Origin of the sequence: Paenibacillus sp. FSL H3-0469, assembly GCF_038051945.1 — a bacterium.
GTDB lineage: Bacteria > Bacillota > Bacilli > Paenibacillales > Paenibacillaceae > Paenibacillus_AQ.
The window spans coordinates 1,786,536-1,805,806 of record NZ_CP150302.1; the positions used below are offsets into that span (position 1 = coordinate 1,786,536).

General features: G+C 54.0%; 19 protein-coding genes. 4 read left to right on the forward strand and 15 right to left on the reverse strand.

Features of this window, described 5'->3' with window-relative positions:
• Window positions 1-396: 396 nt before the first annotated feature.
• From NSS83_RS07930 to NSS83_RS07945, 4 genes are all read right to left on the reverse strand, one after another.
• On the reverse strand, window positions 397-1,878 hold the full coding sequence (locus NSS83_RS07930; RefSeq protein WP_341347998.1) for a carboxylesterase/lipase family protein: 1,482 nt from the start codon (window positions 1,876-1,878) through the stop codon (window positions 397-399).
• A 20-nt stretch (window positions 1,879-1,898) separates the two neighbouring features.
• Entirely contained in the window at window positions 1,899-3,056 is a 1,158-nt protein-coding gene (locus NSS83_RS07935; RefSeq protein WP_341184919.1) for an AI-2E family transporter, read from the reverse strand.
• Window positions 3,057-3,174: 118 nt separating this feature from the next.
• Complete coding sequence (locus tag NSS83_RS07940) at window positions 3,175-3,984, reverse strand: GNAT family N-acetyltransferase (RefSeq protein ID WP_341347999.1); 810 nt, start codon at window positions 3,982-3,984, stop codon at window positions 3,175-3,177.
• 110 nt (window positions 3,985-4,094) lie between these two features.
• Window positions 4,095-4,454 (reverse strand): (2Fe-2S) ferredoxin domain-containing protein, encoded by a 360-nt coding sequence (locus tag NSS83_RS07945; protein ID WP_341184916.1) that lies wholly within the window; start codon window positions 4,452-4,454, stop codon window positions 4,095-4,097.
• Window positions 4,455-4,599: 145 nt separating this feature from the next.
• Here NSS83_RS07945 and NSS83_RS07950 point away from each other — a divergent pair, with 145 nt between their 5' ends.
• The 4 genes from NSS83_RS07950 to NSS83_RS07965 all read left to right on the forward strand — a co-directional run bounded on the left by NSS83_RS07950 (window position 4,600) and on the right by NSS83_RS07965 (window position 7,696).
• Complete coding sequence (locus NSS83_RS07950; protein WP_341348000.1) at window positions 4,600-4,977, forward strand: hypothetical protein; 378 nt, start codon at window positions 4,600-4,602, stop codon at window positions 4,975-4,977.
• 37 nt (window positions 4,978-5,014) lie between these two features.
• On the forward strand, window positions 5,015-6,190 hold the full coding sequence (locus NSS83_RS07955; protein WP_341348001.1) for an AraC family transcriptional regulator: 1,176 nt from the start codon (window positions 5,015-5,017) through the stop codon (window positions 6,188-6,190).
• Window positions 6,191-6,293: 103 nt separating this feature from the next.
• Window positions 6,294-7,319 carry an ABC transporter substrate-binding protein gene (locus tag NSS83_RS07960; RefSeq protein WP_341184914.1) on the forward strand — a complete coding sequence of 342 codons (1,026 nt, stop codon included), beginning with the start codon at window positions 6,294-6,296 and terminating at the stop codon, window positions 7,317-7,319.
• Between the two features lie 143 nt (window positions 7,320-7,462).
• Window positions 7,463-7,696 carry a hypothetical protein gene (locus tag NSS83_RS07965; protein WP_341184913.1) on the forward strand — a complete coding sequence of 78 codons (234 nt, stop codon included), beginning with the start codon at window positions 7,463-7,465 and terminating at the stop codon, window positions 7,694-7,696.
• A 5-nt stretch (window positions 7,697-7,701) separates the two neighbouring features.
• On the opposite strand, the gene NSS83_RS07970 is transcribed toward NSS83_RS07965, so the two are convergent.
• The 11 genes from NSS83_RS07970 to NSS83_RS08020 all read right to left on the reverse strand — a co-directional run bounded on the left by NSS83_RS07970 (window position 7,702) and on the right by NSS83_RS08020 (window position 19,157).
• Window positions 7,702-8,799, reverse strand: coding sequence for a GerAB/ArcD/ProY family transporter (locus NSS83_RS07970; protein ID WP_341184912.1), 1,098 nt, complete (start codon window positions 8,797-8,799; stop codon window positions 7,702-7,704).
• A gap of 34 nt (window positions 8,800-8,833) precedes the next feature.
• Window positions 8,834-10,039 (reverse strand): Ger(x)C family spore germination protein, encoded by a 1,206-nt coding sequence (locus NSS83_RS07975; RefSeq protein ID WP_341184911.1) that lies wholly within the window; start codon window positions 10,037-10,039, stop codon window positions 8,834-8,836.
• On the reverse strand, window positions 10,029-11,561 hold the full coding sequence (locus NSS83_RS07980; RefSeq protein ID WP_341348002.1) for a spore germination protein: 1,533 nt from the start codon (window positions 11,559-11,561) through the stop codon (window positions 10,029-10,031). The genes NSS83_RS07975 and NSS83_RS07980 overlap by 11 nt, the downstream gene beginning before the upstream one ends.
• A 278-nt stretch (window positions 11,562-11,839) precedes the next feature.
• Window positions 11,840-12,880: an NAD(P)/FAD-dependent oxidoreductase gene (locus tag NSS83_RS07985; RefSeq protein ID WP_341184909.1), complete on the reverse strand. Its 1,041-nt coding sequence runs from the start codon at window positions 12,878-12,880 to the stop codon at window positions 11,840-11,842.
• 27 nt (window positions 12,881-12,907) lie between these two features.
• Window positions 12,908-13,942, reverse strand: a complete 1,035-nt coding sequence (locus NSS83_RS07990) for an iron ABC transporter permease (protein WP_341184908.1) — start codon at window positions 13,940-13,942, stop codon at window positions 12,908-12,910.
• Between the two features lie 2 nt (window positions 13,943-13,944).
• Window positions 13,945-15,003 (reverse strand): iron ABC transporter permease, encoded by a 1,059-nt coding sequence (locus tag NSS83_RS07995; RefSeq protein ID WP_341184907.1) that lies wholly within the window; start codon window positions 15,001-15,003, stop codon window positions 13,945-13,947.
• 174 nt (window positions 15,004-15,177) lie between these two features.
• Window positions 15,178-15,489 carry a hypothetical protein gene (locus NSS83_RS08000; RefSeq protein ID WP_341018224.1) on the reverse strand — a complete coding sequence of 104 codons (312 nt, stop codon included), beginning with the start codon at window positions 15,487-15,489 and terminating at the stop codon, window positions 15,178-15,180.
• A 95-nt stretch (window positions 15,490-15,584) separates the two neighbouring features.
• A complete protein-coding gene (locus NSS83_RS08005) occupies window positions 15,585-15,806 on the reverse strand; it encodes a hypothetical protein (RefSeq protein WP_341184905.1) in 222 nt (73 codons plus the stop codon).
• A gap of 70 nt (window positions 15,807-15,876) precedes the next feature.
• Window positions 15,877-17,571, reverse strand: a complete 1,695-nt coding sequence (locus NSS83_RS08010; protein WP_341184904.1) for an oleate hydratase — start codon at window positions 17,569-17,571, stop codon at window positions 15,877-15,879.
• Between the two features lie 133 nt (window positions 17,572-17,704).
• A complete protein-coding gene (locus NSS83_RS08015; RefSeq protein WP_341184903.1) occupies window positions 17,705-18,310 on the reverse strand; it encodes a TetR/AcrR family transcriptional regulator C-terminal domain-containing protein in 606 nt (201 codons plus the stop codon).
• 85 nt (window positions 18,311-18,395) lie between these two features.
• On the reverse strand, window positions 18,396-19,157 hold the full coding sequence (locus NSS83_RS08020; protein WP_341348717.1) for a metallophosphoesterase family protein: 762 nt from the start codon (window positions 19,155-19,157) through the stop codon (window positions 18,396-18,398).
• Window positions 19,158-19,271 lie beyond the last annotated feature (114 nt).

The following is a 19,271-nucleotide window of genomic DNA, read 5'->3' on the forward strand; positions in this document are numbered from 1 at the left end:
CGAACGCTTGTATAGAGCAGCATAGTTGCACTTTTTGCAGGATTTCTCTATGACTGTTACTGGCTGAGGGCTCATTGTTGCATCATTTGCAGGAATTATAGTGTATAGAGTAAGTCAGCGCTGGATTTGTTGCAATTCGTGCAAGATTGCAGCATAAGCCATTTCTATGGAGCAGGATTGCTGCAATTCGTGCAGGATTTCTCAATAGATGTTATTGGCTATGGAGCAATGGGCCCTTCCCTTATCGCAGCACCTGTTGCATTCGCTTTTACGCATACATCCGCCCGCACACCACTGCGCTCATCCATTCCATTCGGTTTCCCGCCTACATCCGGCCCACACACAGCAGCAGCCCTCCCGGAGGTCTTCCTCCGGCGAGGGCTGCTGCCTGTAAACTTATCCCAAGTAATGCTCAAAAATCCGTCTGCGCTTCTCCCCGTCCGGGTCATTCACCACAAGCGAGGATTGGTCAAATATCATCGTTGCCCGCGTCTTCGGCGTGTACTGCGGCCAATCCAGTCCCGGCGCTGCCGGATCTCCACTATGGGCGAAGGCAGTCCAGGCGGTCTGCATCGCCTCGGCCACTGCCTCCATCTCCGGCGTCACGCTCAGGCCGTACTGCTTGAGCAGCGGGAGGTTGTTGAAGACATACAGAATCTCCGCGCCGTGAATGGCCTTCTCCAGCAGCGGATGCCCAGCCACCGTCCAGTCAAAGCGGTACATCCAGACGGGGGCATGCCCTTGCTGCTTCTCCGCGAACGAAATCGAGCTGGCCCAGAAGAAGAGGTCAGTCAGCACCTCCGCCTGTCCTTCCCAGGTCTGGCTGTAATCGGAGGTCAGCTCGGAGAGGTCGTCCACTCCCATCAATTGCTCCAGCGCTTTGAGTGATTGCTCGAAGTTATCCGCCTTCTGCCCCTCGCGGAAGAACAGATTGCCTTCATGCAGATTCGTTCCGATCAGCACGGGAATGCCGCTGGCAGCTCCCGCTGCGATGGCCTGTACCGGCTCAACCGGCAAGGTGCCCGGCTCAACAACCGGCTGGAAAAACATATTCATCGAGTCTCCGGACAGCTTGTACGCCATCCGGCCTGCGGCTTCCATGATCTCTCCGGCCGTCAGCGTATGCAGAAGCTGCGTATCGCCGCCGGGCTGAAGGCCCAGCTCTGCCAGGAAAGCGGCGGCAATCTGCCCGCCCAGCTCCCCATTCAGCGTCTGCGCCGCGCCGCTCTCCATAATAGCCCTGGCGAACAGTCCCTTCGCCGCAGGCATCGCCAGCAGCGCGGCAATACTCATGCTCCCTGCCGACTCCCCGAAGACCGTGACTCGCGCCGGATCACCGCCGAAGGCAGCGATATTCTGCTGCACCCATTCCAGGGCAGCAATCTGATCCAGGAGGCCCAGGTTGCTGCCCAGTCCTCCGCCCAGCGGAGACAGATGCAGGAACCCGAGCGGACCCAGCCGGTAATTCACGGTAACCACCACGACGTTCCCGGAGACGGCCAGATTACTGCCTTCGAACATCGGCTGGCTGCCTGCGCCGGTAACGAAGGTGCCGCCGTGAATCCACACCATCACCGGCAGCGCTTCGCTCTCCTCCGCCACCGCCGGGGACCAGACATTCAGATATAGACAATCTTCATCATAGATAGGGGTAGTGCCGCCGAACCGCGTCCCGCTGGTGCTGACCGGCTGCAGGCTGACCGGTCCGAACTTGACGGCCTCCCGCACGCCGCTCCAGGACTCCGGCGGCTGCGGTGCCCGGAAGCGCAGCTCTCCAAGCGGCGGGGCAGCGAATGGGATGCCGCGCCACACATTCACGCCGTTTCCCGCTTCTCCCTTCAGTTGCCCATAAGCTGTATTCACCAGTTGTCCTGTCATTGCACTCATTCCTTTTCGCTTTATTCCTCAGTCTTTTCTTCGATGACTCTGTAGAGCCCGGAGCGGAAGCGGAACCACTGGAAGATATGGGTCATTACCACCTTAAGCACGGCGTAGCCCGGCACCGCAAGTATGATACCGAGTACACCGAACATTTTCCCGGCAAAAATAATCACAAAAATAATCGTAATCGGGTGGATCTTCAGCGACTTCCCCATAATCTGCGGCGAGATGAACTTCCCTTCAATCAGCTGGACGGCGGTCCAGACAATGACCATCTTCAGCAGCATAAACGGTGAGGTCACCATCGCCACAATCAGCGCAGGGGTAATTGCAATGGCCGGCCCCAGATAAGGAACTACAGCCGTACAAGCGGCAACGATCGCCAGAACCAGCGAATACTCCAGCCCAATAATCAGATACCCGATATAGAGCAGTGCACCGATGCAGCAGCTGACAATAATCTGGCCGCGGATATACGATGCGATCTGATTGTTCATTTCCTGCATCACCATCCGGGACTGCGGCCGCAGCGCGGTAGGGATGAGTCTCATGAGATAGTCGGGCAATCTTTTGCCGTCGCGCAGGAGATAGAAAAGAATGAACGGTGTAGTCACTACAGCCAATACAATTTCGGTCAGTGTTCCCACGAAGCTGCCCACGCCGCTGACGGCATTATTCAGGAAAGTGGAAGCCCAGGTCGTCACCTTGCTGGTGATATCACTAAGGTCCGTGCCCACGCTCGACTGAATCTTATTGAACAATTCACTGCCCGTAAGCTGGAGGAATTCCTCCTGGATCTGCTCACTGTAGACGGGGAAGTTGTCAATCAGGCCCATGAGCTGGGTGCGGATGATCGGGATGACCATAAGCAGCACCAGAGTAATGATCCCCATAATAATCAGATACAGAATGACAATGCCATAGGCCCGCTTCACCCGGCTTCTCTTCTCCAGACGGTCCACCAGCGGATTCAGCAGATAATAGGCGATTCCTGAGAGCAGCAGCGGCGCTGCCACCGTATGCAGAAGCACAGACAGCGGCTTGAACACAAATGGAATCTTTGAGAATACGAGTATCGTTAAGCCCACCAGCAACGCAATCAGCAGACCTACCACAAACTTGTTGTTCAGAAAAAACTTCTTGAATTTATCCGGCCATACCTGCCGTCTATCCATATCCTGCCGCCCCCTAGCTGCAACTCTTGCCTGTTAAGTGTGATTATTTGCACTATGTATAAGCATAGTAACCCTGTAGCTGCAAGTCAAATCAGGGATAGGCTTAATAAATCATAGCTTACTGAAAGCGCAAATCAGCAATACTCCCGGTCCGCTTGAAGCCCACCGACTGATAAACCTTGTTAGAATCAGGGTTCGCCGCATCGGCGTAGAGCATTGGCGTCACACCCTTGCTGAGCAGTTCGTCACATAGGGCAGCTACAGCCGCACTCGCATACCCATACTTGCGGAACTCACGCGGAGTGTAGACCTCATTGATTCGTGCATGTCTGGCAGACTGATGGGCCAGATTAACCATGGACACCGGCTGGTCCTTGTCGATCCACAGACGGAGCTTGCCGGACTCCATGACCGTCCCGGCATAGTCCAGATGATCCTCCGGCGCACTCTCCGTTCCGAAGCATTCCTGCACGAATCCAGCTAAATACCTGGCGATGAGCGGAATATCGCCTGGCTCCGCCTGCTGCAGCTTGCCGCTGACACCATGCGGCAGCTGCACCTGCGGGCAGTGATAGGCCTCCATCATCATCCGTACGTGGTGAGACTTGCCGATAAGCTTGCTGTACGCATCAGCGAACAGCCTCCCCGTCCCCGGCGTTCCGGTAACCCCCGGCAACTCGCGGTCCGCCAGCATTTCCGTCAGCTCCCGGACAAGGGAACGGCGCCTCTCTTCTTCCAGCTCCGGCGATAACCACAACCACGAGTTACGCCCTGGGGCATGGGCGAAAATCAGGTCATTCTCCTCCGTCTTCAGCCGCATGGACTCCTGATTCCCCGCGATCAGATGAATCAGGTTATATTCTACCTCCTCCTGCATGAACAGCCTGCTGTGCAGCACATCATCCTCCGGCCCAAAGCCTACAAACATTCCGCTTCCCCCTCTTAGACTTTTCTATCTATTGTAAAGCCCCCATTGGAAAAAATAAACAACCCGCAGCCGGAATTATTCCGTCAACGGGCTGTACTACGGCTCTTATGTTATTTCTTCTTCTTCCCTTTGGCACCCTTCGGGATCGCGGCCTTGAGGCCATCTTCGTAAGTGTAGAGCAAATTCTCTTCGAGCTTTTCTCCCTTCAGCACCTTGCGCACCAGACTTTTGGCCGTCTTAGGGGTAACATCCCTGTACCATACGCCTTCCGGGTAAGAGATCACGACACAGGCATCCGAGCATCTTCCGTTGCAGCGGGTTACTGTTGTATGTATCAGCGCGTCTGCCCCTTGCTTCGTAATCTCATCCTCGATCGCTTCCGCTACCTCTTCGCCCTTGTGCTTCTTGCAGTCACTTCCGTTACAGATCAGCAGATGGCTGACCGTTCCTTGCAGATTCCAGGTTGTCATGGCAGTTCCGCCCCCTTCAATACAACAATACCCAGCTTGTCTATAACCCTAAACTACCTTCCTTTTCGGGGATCGTCAATAGAAGGAAAGACTGTTATACTAACATTGAGAATGATTATCATCTAAGAAAAGAGTGACTTGAAACATGCAGACGCGAAATACCGGCAGTTCATGGCCTAATCCTCACAGCTTTTATATTCCGGTACGTGTAATGGCACTGGATCAAGCCTCCTTTAACGGGGACAATCCCACTCAGCCCTTCACCTCATTCCTGGTGGTGATCACCAGAGGAAGCGAAGTCATCGAGCTGGATGGCGAACGCATCCGTCTATCCGGCGGTCATATTCTGTGCAGTGACAGTTCGGTGGATATCAGGCTGCCCCGCAGCCATAAGCTGCAGGGTGTATGGATCGAATATGCGGCGATCTCCGGCAACATCCGGACGTTCAGCCCGCTGAACCATCGTCAGCCGGTCCGAAGCTGTCCGCCCCACGTAAGCACAATGGCTGTGCAGGCTTCTTAGCGGCTGGAACCAGCCGGAGCAGCGGAAGCCGTTTGCCTTGCAAGCTCTGTTCACGGAGCTGCTCAGTGAGCTATATGACAGTTCAGCGGAGGACGCAGAGCCGCCCTCTCAGTGGATTGACCGTGTCCTGCAATATATAGAATCCCATTATAATGAAGATTTGACGAGAGAACAGGCTGCCGGGCTTGCCGGAATCACCCCGGAGCATTTCTCCCGGAGCTTCCGCAAGTTCACCGGACAGACCTTCAACCAATACATAACGCTGCTGCGCATCCGCAAGGCCCAGCAGCGTATCCTTACAGGAGCCCCGAATCTGAGTACGCTGGCGCTTGAGATCGGGTATAGCGAAGGAACTTATTTAAGCCGCAAATTCAAGCAGGTCGTAGGAATTTCGCCATCAGCCTATCACCGTAAGAGCAAATCCGTAGTCTCGCTGAACTTCAATCATACGGCCAGTCTCCATGCGCTCGAAGTCGTTCCCAGGCTGGGAGTCTATTCGGCCTGGATGGAGAGCCTGCAGCCCGTTCCTTCCAGGAAGAAGCTGCTGGATGAAGGAATCAGCTCCTCAGGTCTTTACGAACGTCTATCGTCCGCCCGGCCGGATGTTATTATCAGCTACTCCTTGCCTGACAAGAGCAAGCAGCTCCTGTCCGTCGCACCGGTGATCGAGATTCCCTTCATGCAAATGGACTGGCGGGAGCAATTCCGGCTGATTGCCGAGGTGACCGGGCGTCAGCCGCAGGCAGAGGCCTGGCTAAGCCTCTATGACTGGCATTGTTATCAAGCTAATCAGTTGCTTGACCGGCGGATCGGTGACCGGGGAACCGCCCTAGTCCTGGAGCTTGGCGCAGAGGCGGCCTACTGCTTCAGCAGCAGCTACGGCCGCGGGACGCAGATTCTGTATCATGATCTTGGCTTCCGCCCGCCGCTTGGCCTCATTGCAGAGGGACTGCTGGATAAGGGCTACCTGGAGATCGCCTTCCATAACATTGCCCGCTACCCCGCTGACCATATCTTCATTACCTCAAGCAGGGAGGCTGCTGAAGCGCTGGAGCCGCTGCAGAGCTTACTTCACCCTGTACACCAACATCATACCGATGATTCTCCAGGCGGAAGAATCTATTTCCTGAATCAGCCCTGCATGTTCTACGGCTTCGACCCCCTCTCCTCCGAAGCGCAATTGAAGGTCCTGGTGCAGGCGCTGACATCATAAATTTACATAGCCGGACATCACATTCAGCCATAGTCTAATCCGAGCAAACTCTGTAAAGTGTTACCTGAGAATGATAATCGTTCTACATTAAGGAGGCAACCTCTTGAAGATCCCGTATTTACGTTCACGCAACATCCACCTGAAGCATTGGATCATAGTAACTCTGCTTCTGGCATTGACTCTTATGGCCTCAGCTTGTGGAAACAACACCTCTACTACCAGCAGTGGTGCTGCTTCAGCTAATGCCACTGGAACACCCGATTCCACTCCTCAGCCGGAGAAGGCTGCTGCCACCACAGCTCCGGCTTTCCATACTGTGACAACTGTGAATGGAGATATTGAGGTGCCGGCAGCACCGCAGCGGATTGTGGCCGAGGAATATCTGGGCAGCTTGATTGCACTGGATACGATTCCGGTCGGTGCTCCGGGGCTTACACTGGAGAATGTGTACTTCAAGGAATTCCTGACAGGAGTCGCCGATACCGGCACATACGGTAAAATGTCACCGGAGAATATACTCGCGCTGAATCCCGACTTGATTATCTCAGGCAATGCAGACAGCTATGCCGCGCTCAGCCAGATTGCCCCAACGGTCATTGTGCCGTACGGTGATTTGAAGAATGCGCATGATGAGCTGACCTTTTTCGGCGAGCTGCTGGGCAAGGAGCAGGAGGCAGCAGCATGGCTGGCTGATTACGATAAACGGATTGCTGACGCCAAGGCCCGTGTGGATGCAGCCATTCCTGCCGGGGCCACCTTCAGCATTCTCGAGCATGCAGACAAATCCACCTGGGTCTATGGGGACAACTTCGGACGCGGAGGCCAGCCCATCTATCAGGCGCTGGGGCGCAAGCCTCCGGCTGGAGTGGCTGCTGAAATTATGGAGAAGCAGTGGGCTGAATTATCCGCCGAGACCCTGGGCAAGTATGCGGGTGATTATCTGGTCATCACCGACAATACCTGGACTGCTCAAGACTTCCAGGCAGACCCGATCTGGGGCAGCCTGCCGGCGGTCAAGAACGGGAAGATCTATGTATGGAAAGAAGAGCGCTCCTGGTATTATGATCCGATTGCCGTCCTGGCCCAGACGGAGGAGCTGGCCGATTGGCTGACCTCGATACCACAATAATAGAGTAATGATCAAGCTGCCTGAAGCCTTGAATGGCTTCAGGCAGCTTTTGGCGTTTACCCCATTCATTACTCGGAGATAATATCTGTAGCCCGCCTCGCCGGACACGGCAAAACATCCTGCGGTGCATAAGGAGACCCGCCATGAAGATTATCAGTATCTATGTCCTGTTCGCTGTTCTTACGCTTACGTTAATAGTCATCATTGATGTGATGACCGGTATCAGTCTGTCTGCCTCCATTCATTCGCTCGGGACCATCTTTGCCACAACTACACTGCAGGAAGGGATATGTATCACGATCTTCCTGCTCCTCCCCTTCATCCAGGTAGCCGTTCATGCTTCTAAGAAGCGTCAATCCCGCCGGAAACACTCATAATTCCTCTAACGGTACAAGCCGAACCTCCGCCGGACACGATGAATCAGCAGCAGCAGGATGGGAATCACCGCACAGAATACTGGCAGAATCGTCATCAGAAAGGTCTTCCCGTCATTCATATGCTCGGGATAATTCTGCGCGCTGACAAAAGAGCTGAACAGCATAATCACGCCTGCCGGAATAACCAGCCTGCTTGTATCGTTCACCTTGAACAGATCATTTGCTATCGCGACAGCAGCATAACAGTAGACGGTCAGCTTGAAGAATGCCCCGATAATCAGTGTAAGGACGACAAGGGCATCCAGCCGCTGGATGAAATTGGCCAAATTCACAAGCGTAATGGTCGTAAACATGGGAAAGGCGGTCCGGCTGTAGAGATTCTCTCCCAGCACCGCCATCTCAATGGCATGGGTGAAGCTCAGCAGGCAGGCGCTGACAATAATCGCTGCGATACCTGCTTTCTTGATTTTCCGGGATTTGTTGAAGTGGGGCAGAATGGTGGTGAAGCACATCAGCTCGCCGAACGGAAAGATCAGGATGCTGGGATAGGCTGATTTCAAGGCTTGCTTATAATCGCCCATATGAAGCGGAAACAGATTTCTGTACTCCACCAGCCCGGCTGAGATTACAGCGGCAATACAGATGCACCCCATAATGATCACGATCCACAGGACAATTTCGGCGGTTCTGGCGAACACTTCTATCCCTTTTCTCAGAATATACATCACAGCAATAATCATGATGGAATTAATAATCAGAATCGGGGTTTTGTCATAGGAGGCCGAGATCAGCAGATCCCCCGCCTCCCGCAGGTTTCTCGATCCGTTATAGAGAATTACCGGCAGAAACAGCAAACTTACCGGCCAGCCCAGCCATGGCCCTAGAATAGAACGCGTATAACCGCTTATAATCTGGTTCGGGAACTGAAGATAGAGATGTGCGAACACCAGATACAGCAGAATGCCTCCGGGGAGGGCAAACAGAATTGCGAGCCAGACCGCATGTCCGCTCTCCAGGCCAATAGGGACAAGCACGGCGGTTCCCAGCTCAAACAGAATGATCAATGCAAGCAGCTGGCTCGGGCCGATCACTTCTTTTTTCATAACAACAATCACCTGATTTCTGCGGTTAAGCCGATTATTTACCTTCGGGGATATAGGGTTTCAGACTCATGCCAGTGCTGCGGATGTAAGCCTTGATCTTAAGGTCCAGCCTTCCCTTCGCAAAGATTGGGCCCCAGTCCCCGTCCAGTGCCGCCCACTCCTGCGGATTCGTCCGTTTCAGCTCATTGCCGAAATTGAAAATATCACTCTCCAGCTGTTGCCCCTTCTGAAAAGCCTGCATGACGTCGATCCTCGTCTTCTTCTCCAGCCCCCGTTCAAGCTTCATGATTTCTTCCCGTTTGCTAAGATCCACGTAGCTATCCGTTTCATTGATGCCTCCCTCCTCCGCAATTGTCACATGAAAGACCGGAAGCCCGTCCTCCATCGTAGTCTTTACCTCCGTTCTGGAATAGATGATATTGACGGCAACGGACTCTTTTTTATCATCCGCATCAATATTAAGTACTGTTTCTTCTATCTGGTTAAGCAGCCACTCAGTTCCCCGTGCCTCGGAGTCCTTCATCCAATAGATCAGCTTCCCCTGCCTGAAGACCCCAAGCCCGTTCATCACTGTCTCAGTCAGGGTCTCCGACCCCTCCAGATTGCTTTTCTTCTTCCCTTCCTCAGCATTCCCCTTGATTTTCACAGCATTAATTGTCAGATCACCTTCTCCTGTAATAGCGTGAATGACATCGAATACGCTGATTGGCCGATTCTCCCCCCATACGCTGGAGGTATTCTGCGCTTTTTTGACCAGCCCCAGTGCCGGTAGACTCTCTACAGGAGTCAGCAGCTTCATGACAGAGGCGGCATCGCTGCCGCAGGCGACCAGTATTTCTGAATTGAGCCGCAGCTCATGGGACCGCTCGAAGATGTCGAAGATATCGTTAATCCCGTCCCGCGCCAAGGACTCTCCAAGCACAATAAGCTGGGTATGGGCAAAAAAAAGCTGGCGGGTCGCATGCTTTGACGCCCGCCGTAACGCACCGAACATGGTTTTATCGGTGGCAGATACCACTACTACAGCAGGCTTGCCGCTTCCTGGAGAGGTACTTGTCGATGTGGAAGACGGATTGACCAATTGAAAGGTTACCCGGTATTCATCGGTCTCCGGAACGAGATCCATCCCTATGCCGCTGACAACGGCCAGCTCGTTCAATTCCCGGCTGTTCCAGCAGCCGCCAAGCGGCAGGACCAGCACCGCTATAGCGATCAGGCGCAGCAGCCCCTTACCGTTCATCGGATTTCCTCCCGACGGCCCTTTTCCCTGCGGGAGAGGCTGAAGAGCGCTTGCTGTTGTTGACCAGCCGCTTTCTGAGCCTCGTGAAGCTCTGCGGGGAGCGGATGAAGGTATCCTTCAGATTCCCCGGTACAAAGGGACCGATAGGAGTCATGTAAGGAACCCCGAGCGAACGCAGGCTGCATAGATGAGCAATCAGCATAATAGTGAATATGGCGATGCCATACAGCCCCATAAATGCGGCGATTGCCATGATGATAAACCGCAGCATGCGGATGGAGAGCGCCATGTTGAAGGCCGGTGTAGCAAAGCTCGAGATTCCTGTCAGCGAGACTACGATTACCATCGCCGGCGAGACGATCCCTGCCTGAACTGCTGCTGTCCCGAGCACCAGACCGCCGATGATGGAGACCGTCTGGCCGATGGGCGAAGGCATACGTACCCCTGCTTCCCGGATAATCTCGAAGGTAACCTCCATCAGAACCGCTTCAACAAAGGCAGGAAACGGCACCCCCTCCCGCTGTGACGCCAGATTGATCAGCAGCGGGGTTGGAATCATCTCCTGATGGAAGTTCAGCGCAGCGACGAAGATCGCCGGGCCATACATCGAAATGACCAGGCACACGAACCGGAGCATCCGGATCAGCGAGGAGATATCATACCGCTGGTAGTAATCCTCCACCGTATGAAAAAACATGAAGAAGGTGGTAGGGGCAATAAGGACAAACGGGGTACCGTCCACGAAGATCGCTATCCGTCCATCCAGCAGATTGGCTGCCACACTATCCGGGCGCTCCGTATTGAATATGGTGGGGAACGGGGAATATTTATTGTCCTCTATGATCTGTTCGATATATCCCGACTCCAGAATCATATCAACCTTAATCTCCTGAAGCTTGTCCTTGAACGCCTGAATCGTCTCTTCATCAGCAATGCCGCGGATATACATAATCGTGATATCCGTGTGGGTGACATCACCCAGCTTCATCGTTTCAGTCCAGAGGTCCGGGTTCTTGATGATTTTGCGGACCAGGGCAATATTCGTGCTGATGGTCTCCGTGAAGCTTTCTTTGGAGCCGCGGATGGCGACCTGGGTACCTGCCTCGGTAACAGCTCTGGCCTCTCCGCCGCAGGTGCTTCCACTGACGCCTCCCCCCACTCCGTTCACCAGAATAACCGTATCGCCCGAGAGCAGCGCCTCCAGCAGCCCGTTGATATCTGTAACCAGCTTCTCCTTGCCGATACTAAGGGCATTCTCTTTAATATAGCTGTACACTTCCTCCGGGGTTACCGCAAGCCGCGCACGGTCATTCAGAGCCTGAAAGGACATCACATGCGAGATATAGTCATCGACCATCACTCTGTCTGTTATGCCAGCGATATATACTGCAGCCACACGGGCTGTTCTATTAATTAATTCATAGGTGCGTATAACCAGATCGGGGCTGTTCCCGAGCCTTGCTTGAATGGTACTGATGTTGTCTTCCAGCTTAGGGGAGACCGGCGAATTTATATTCTCCATATCCGCACCTCCTGGCTCTTACTATTCGCCCGATATCCTATTTTTATACAGCATATGGAATGGGAACCAAGTGGAAACGGCTTTGCCGTCCTTTTAAAGGACGGTACCGTTTCAGCGAGAAATAGAAGGATAATTTAGCATGTGCAACATATAAATTCTTATATTTAAGCAGAAACAAGCTGTCCCGGTACGGAATAATCCGTGTAAGGGACAGCTTGTGCAGATATAGCTTATGACATACCGCAGGTACACTTGCTGGCATCACTGAAGTAGGAATGCTAGTGGTTATCTACTACGCCAAGCGCCTTGTTCTTCTCCTTGAACCGGTCATTATGAGAGGAGACGTAGGCTACCTTCTCAGCGGTAGGGTCCATGTACAGCTTCGCACTGTTCAAGGCAAGCACTGCGTCGGTGAATGTTCCGGCGATGAGCCTCACCTTGCTCTCATAATCCACGAAGTCCCCGGCAGCGAAAATACCCGGGAGATTGGTCTCCAGCTTCCCGCTGACGTTCGCACACCATTCTCCCATATCCAGCCCCCAGTCCTTCAGCGGACCGAAGTCGCTTCTCAGCCCGTGGTTGACAATGACGGCATCGACCTCAAGCTGCTCATGCTCTCCGGTCTGAATATGGCAGACGGTCACCTGATCGATCTGCTCTCCGTCACTGCTGTGCAGCTGGCTTACCGCACAAGGCACTCGCACATCCACCGAGGAGGCCTTCATCCGGGCAATATTCTTCTCATGCCCGCCGAACTGCTCCCGGCGGTGTACCACGGTTACACTGGCGGCAATCCCCTCCAGCTCATTCGCCCAGTCTACTGCCGAATCGCCGCCGCCCGAGATCAGCACCCGCTTGCCGCGGAAGGGCTCCAGCTCCTGTACCGTGTAGTGCAGGTTCGTAACCTCATAGCGGTCCGCTCCTTCAATCTCAAGCTTCGCCATCTGCAGAATACCGTATCCGATGGTGAGAATAACGGTACGGGTCCAGTGCTGCTCGCCTGTGGCTGAGGTCAGAATATACGTTCCGTCCTCTTGGCGGGCCTGGTGAACAATCTGCTGTCCGAATACAAGTGTAGGATCGAAGGTGCGTGCCTGCTCTGCCAGCTGGTCAATTAACTGGCGGCAGAGAATAGGTGTCACTCCTCCGACATCCCAGATCATTTTCTCAGGATAAATCAGCATTCTGCCGCCCAGCTCATCTTTCGCTTCAATCAGCTTGGTCTTCAGATCCCTCATTCCGCTATAGAACGCTGTATACATGCCTGCGGGCCCGCCGCCAATAATGGTCACATCGTATAATTCCATTGATTCATTCATTGATATCCCTCCAAGGTCTGGTTGTATTTAAGATTTGGTACGGGCCAGAAGATACAGAAAGTATGGAGCGCCGATGACAGCTACCACTATGCCGGTAGGAATCTCGGACGGCTGCAGAATCCGCCGCCCGATCGTATCCGCCGCAATGACAAGCAGCGCGCCGATCAGCGCGGAGGCGGGCAGCATCAGCTGATGCTTCGGTCCAACCAGCCGCCGTGCCAGATGCGGGCCGACCAGCCCGACGAAACCGATGCCGCCGCTGACCGCTACGCTGGAGGCCGCAAGGCCCACCGCTGCTGCCAGCAGGCGGAACTGCTCTCTGCTCACATTAGCTCCGAGTCCTGTCGCTGTCTGCTCGCCCAGATTAAGTACATTCATCACCCGTGCCTTGTAGATGACATAAGGCAGGAGAATCACGATCCAAGGCAGCAGGGACAAGACAAACTTCCAGCTTGTGCCCCAGATGCTGCCCGCCAGCCAGGTAGCCACGAACTGATACTTATCAGGGTCTAGGCGAAGCGTCAGCACGATCATCGCCGCGCTCATGCCTGCCGCCACTGCGACCCCGGTAAGCAGCAGCCGGATCGGGGAAATGCCCTGATGCCGCTTGTAGGCAAGACTGTAGATCAGAGCGGCAGTGCAGGCTGCCCCGGCAAAGGCTACCACAGGCAACAGATAGACCGGTGCCGCCGAGGTCGTAGGATAGAAGGAGATCAGCAGCATGACCATCAGTCCGGCTCCGGCATTAATGCCGAGAATACCCGGATCGGCCAGATCATTGCGGAAAACCCCCTGCATCACTGCGCCGGATACGGCAAGTGCGGTACCAATTAACAGAGAAATGACAATCCGCGGCAGGCGGAACTGGAACAGAATCAGCTCCTGCTTGTCCGTCCCCTTACCGAACAACGTATCCAGCAGCTCAAGCGGGGTAAGTCTTATGTATCCTGTATTTACACTTATAATGAACATGATCACAATCAGAACAGCCAGCACGGCGATCACCCTCAGGCCATGCTTACGCCTTGCATCTTCTGAAGAGATTATCTTATGGCTCTGCATCTTTACAGCTCCCTTCTTTCTTTTCGGGCCAGATACAGGAAGAACGGCACGCCAATCAGCGCTATAATCGCACCTACCGGCGTTTCATGCGGCGGATTGATCATCCGGGCCGTCAGATCGCCCCCGACCACCAGCAGCGCACCCAGCACCGCAGAGCAGGGAATAATCCAGCGGTAATCCACACCGACCAGATAGCGGGTCAGATGGGGAATGATCAGGCCGACAAACCCTACAGCTCCCACTACAGCTACCGAGGCTCCGGCCAGAATCAGAACAATTAGCGTACCCGCTAATTTCACCAGCCCTGTACGCTGTCCAAGCCCCTTGGCAATATCCTCACCCAGGCTGAGCATCGTAATCGAACGGGACAGCACAATGGCTCCGAGGATAGCCGCTATCACCCATGGAGACATGATCTGCAGCTGGAACCACTTCGTTCCGGCCAGACCGCCGGCATACCAGAAGGCGAGATCTTGTCCGATCCGGAAATACAGGGCGATGCCTTCACTTAGCGCCGAGAGCAGCGCACTGAGGGCAGCACCTGCCAATACAAGCCTGGCCGGGGTTAGCCCGCCCTTCGCCAGTGAGCCTACTCCATAGACAATTCCCGCTCCCGCTCCGGCGCCAACGAAGGAATAGAGAATAAGATACATGAACGGCAATCCCGGAAAAAAGGCAAAGCAGACCGCCAGCGCAAAGCCTGCGCCGGAGTTAATGCCCATCAGTCCCGAATCCGCCAGCGGATTGCGGGTCATCCCTTGCATAATAGCCCCTGCCACAGCGAGGCTGGCTCCCACCATTACACCGCCCAGCACACGCGGCAGTCTAAGCTCGCGGATGATCTGATGGTCGGTAATCTCGGGATTGAAATGAAAGACTGCGGTCCATACGACCGACAGCTTAATATCTGCGGCCCCGAACGATACGGATATAGCGATACCAAGCGCCAGCACAATAAGACCGCCTATAAGAATTAGTGTTGCCGCCCAAGGACGGGACCGCAGCTTGAGCCGCTTGGCCTTCTCATCCAGCCCGCTCCCGGACACTGCCTGTTGATTCATGAATGTCACCTGTTTCTTTGAAATTGATTCTCATTATCATTATAATATTGTAATGGAACAGGTCAAGGTTTGGCAATGGACAAAAAAATAAAATAAAACAGCCTATCCTCCCGGTTCCATCCTGTTAGAGATGTAGCTGGAGCATAGGCTGTCAGATTAGCTGGTAGTTGAGTTCTATACATTCTGAAGCGTACCGCCGAATATTTTGCGGATGTACCCTTGCAGCTTGCCGATATGCGGCACGAAGAGGCTTTTGTCATAGACGTAATTCGATTGGGTTACCAGCTGTGAATAGAGCAGGAAGAGGATGGCCGCAAGCTCCCGGTCAATCTGCCGCTCATGCTCCATCAGAGCATACGTCTCATCCAGTGCCTCATAGAGCTGAAGCATAGCTGCCTCATTAATGATCTTGCGCCGCAGAGGTACAAGAATATCTGTAGCAATAGCATCAATCCGCAGAATAACAGCTGCCAGTCTCTCGTTCACTCGATTCTCCTCCTGCAGTGGCTGAATGGTAGAGCGCTTGCTTATTACCATCCTATGTCTGCCGGACTCCTGGCATGCCTGGGCTGCGGAATCAGCTACCTCGTGTAATCCTCGTACTCGTCTCTCCTGTTCAGCTTGGAGTACATATATTCATCATTCTTCAGCTTATAGAGCTGGCCCATGGCACCAAAGATCAACAGCAGCACTACAATCAGACCATAGGCATAGCTAAACTGGTTGAAATAGAAGCACAATACAATGGCTGCAAAGGTCATAAGCAGCAGTGCAAGTGCGATCCGGCTCAAAATTCTCTTCATCAGGTTCCTCCGCAGAAATTTTAGCTAAATATATCATAATCTGCGGACGAATCCTGTCGAAAGCTGGCAGCTAGATCAATTTCGAAAGTACCGTTCCCGCCAGCAGCTCACCGAGCGTCTTATCGAGCGGCAGCGGCTTGTTACCCAGACAGGTGCGGAGCGCGGTCAGCAGCACACGGACATCATATTTGCTCGGATGGACGGGAATCACCTCTTTGTCCAGCGCGAGCAGATTGTAGACAGCCATCATTGCGGAGCGGACCGAATACTCCACGGTGAACACGCAGTCGTCCGGCACTTCGGCGAACTGGCCGAGGAAGGCCAGATTCACGCTGCCCTGCGGCACGACCTGCGGACGGTCACCAAGCACGCGCGGCATGAACTGTGCAGTGATATAAGGCATCATACAAGGGATGACGTTGGTGGTATGCTCCAGAATCTCGGGAATGCGGTCCGCAAGCCCCATATGGTAGCACAGTTCCTCCAGCAGCTCGCGTCCGGTGCAGTCGCTCATTTTTTTCTTAATATAGTCGCCTTCGGCATCCGGGAACAGGCCATACGCCCACAGCACCTTCACATTGTCCGGCTGGTTGATGAAATGCGGCTGCTTCGGTGCGGTCCAGGACATCATCCAGCTGGAATCTTTGATCGTCACCACGCCGCCCATGCCGGGAGCATCTCCCGTCAGCTCCAGCAGATAAGGGAATACAATCTCATCATCGGTAAAAGTCATCGTGAACGACAGCCATTTGGACTTGTCGATATCCCCGCAGAACACCTCGGGACGGCCGAAATCCGGAGATTTAGCAGCAAGCTTCTCCCATAGGCTCCAGCAGCCGCGCTCAGTCAGAGAGCGGTTCAGCACCGCCGGATGGTCCAGATCGCCAAGCGTAGAATTCTCTGTCATTGAGCCGTTCGTGACCATGACCAAATCCCCGCGCGTCACCGGAATGATCTTCGGCGAACCGTTCACAAGCACCTGAATCGCGGTTACAACCTTCTCATCCCCGTTGATATCAAGCTCCAGATCCGTGACCTGGTGCCCTTTGTCAAAATGAACGCCCTCACGCTCCAGCCACTTCATCAGCGGCAGGATCAGCGAGTCGAACTGGTTGTATTCAGTGTGCAGAATCCCCTTCAGCTGGTTCATCCCGGAGATCAGGTGCATGAACCGTTCCATGTAACGCTTGACTTCAACCACACTATGCCAGTTCTCGAAGGCGAACATGGAGCGCCAGAAATACCAGAAATTCGTCTCCAGGAAGCTCGGATCAAAAAACTGCTCAATTGTCACCGCGCCCAGTCTCTCTTCGGTAGCCAGCGTCAGCTTGCCTAATTGCAGGGCGTGTGCGGTTGAGAGTCCAAGTGAGGAGAAGTCGGCGGGGGTGCCTTGCTTTTCGACCAGACGGCAATGCGATTCAATCGGTTCTGCCAGGTTCAGCTCCCGGAATTCATCCAGTACCGTCCGGTCCGGATTGGTCAGGGAAGGGATGAAGCCGAACAGCTCCATGAAGCATTCGAAGTGCTCTTCAATCTCGCGTCCGCCCCGGGCGCTGTAGCCGTCCTTGGCATTACCCGCCCCGTCCATTGAACCGCCGTATATCGATGATTGCTCCAGAATATGAATATTCCGGCCGGGCATGTGCCCGTCACGGATCAGGAATGCCGCCGCCGACAGGGAGCCGATTCCTCCTCCGACGAGATATGCCTTGCGTGAAGCGATGCCTTCTTGTACCTGCGGATGAATTCTTTGATATGTACCCATGTGTCCTCTTCCTTCCTTGATCAGGGGATAAGTGCCTGCTAACTGCCTTCACTATACCCACCGTGAACCAGGGATTCTATGGACAGCCGGACGCAACTGTCTAGGGATTACACATCCGCAGGATATTGTGTCATTACTTCGCCGGATGCACCGCAGTCTGATAATGTTCTAGTCCCCGGGCAATGCATCCGTCCATAATCCTTGATACCTTATCCACCACTCCAGCCGGATCTGTATTTGCGCCTGCTCTGAGCCAGTGGATCACCTGTTCAAGGATGGCCAGTGTGTAGAAATCGGCTATATCCAGTCTGGCCTGCATTCTCACTGGCTCTGGGATCTGCTCCTGTCCAGGCCACGCCTGCCCGTCCAGCTCCTCCACTACGCTGATCATGACGCGGTAAATCACCCCGTACAGGAACTCTTCCAGATGCTCGCGCCCCAGCGAATGGAAGGTGTTCAGACAGATGGTTTTGTTATTTACGGTGTAACGCAGGACGCTTAAGAACCCTTGCTTCCAGCCCGCCCAGCAGCAGTATTGGTCCAGTCCTTCAATCACTTCTGACTTGTAGATCCAGCCGAGCAGCTGATAGATATCCTGAAAATGATTATAAAACGTATGGCGGGTCACCCCGCAATCCGCCGTAAGCTGCTGGATCGTTATTTTATTCAGCGGCCTTGTGAGCATTAGCTTCTTCAGGGACCGGGCTAACGCGTTCTTCGTTAAAAGGGAATTGGACATCTCTTCCTCCTGAGCATTCAGATTTGATATTCCAATTATAACCAATTGCGGGTTTGTTTTCACCCCGTCTGACTCAGAGCTCTTATTACTCCCGCTCGCCAAGCCGAACGGCATAGGTCTTATATCCGGCTTCGCTAATCTCCAGGCAATTCAATTGCTCCCCGTATACACAGCCGCCGTCGATGCCTATTTTGTCACCCAGCGGACTGAACCAGACGCCTGCCCCGTCCTGCAGATCTACCGTAGAGGTATGGCCGAATACAACCGTCTTCACCGTAGAAGTAACAGGATGATTGTAGAAAGGCTCCCGAATCCAGATAAAATCATACTCCCGCTGGGTCCGCCAGTCGGCAAGGGATGGATCAATGCCCGCATGAACGAACAGATGGGTCTCCGTCTCATAGTAATAGGGCAGCGAATTCAGGAAATCCAGGTGCTCCTTATACTCGGTGCGCATGAACTGCTTCATCTCCGTATAATCCCTCCAGCCTGAATCCGGGTGCAGCAGCACCGAATCCCTGCCTCCGCAATAGCTCAGCAGGGTGTGGAAGCCCCCGTTCGTAATCCAGTGGGTATCCCGCTTGTCATCCTCTCCCGCCAGCGCATCGCAGGCCATCTGATCATGGTTGCCCCGCAGCACAATAACCCCCTCCGCCTCGGCAAGCCGCTTCACCCGTTCCACGACCGCTCTGCTGTCCGGCCCCCTGTCCACATAATCGCCCAGCAGGATCAATTGATCCCTGGAGGGGTTATACTCCGCCCGGCGGAGCAGCAGGTTGAATTCCTCTATGCAGCCGTGGATGTCACTGACCACTAATGTTCTGATGCCGCTCTCCTCCTTCTTCACTTGCAACTGTGTTTATCTGGAGTATTTATTATACTATATAGGCATGAGGCGCACTCATAAGGCATAAAGCGTACTCAATAACACAAAAAGAGGTTCACCCGCCAAGCATTCAGC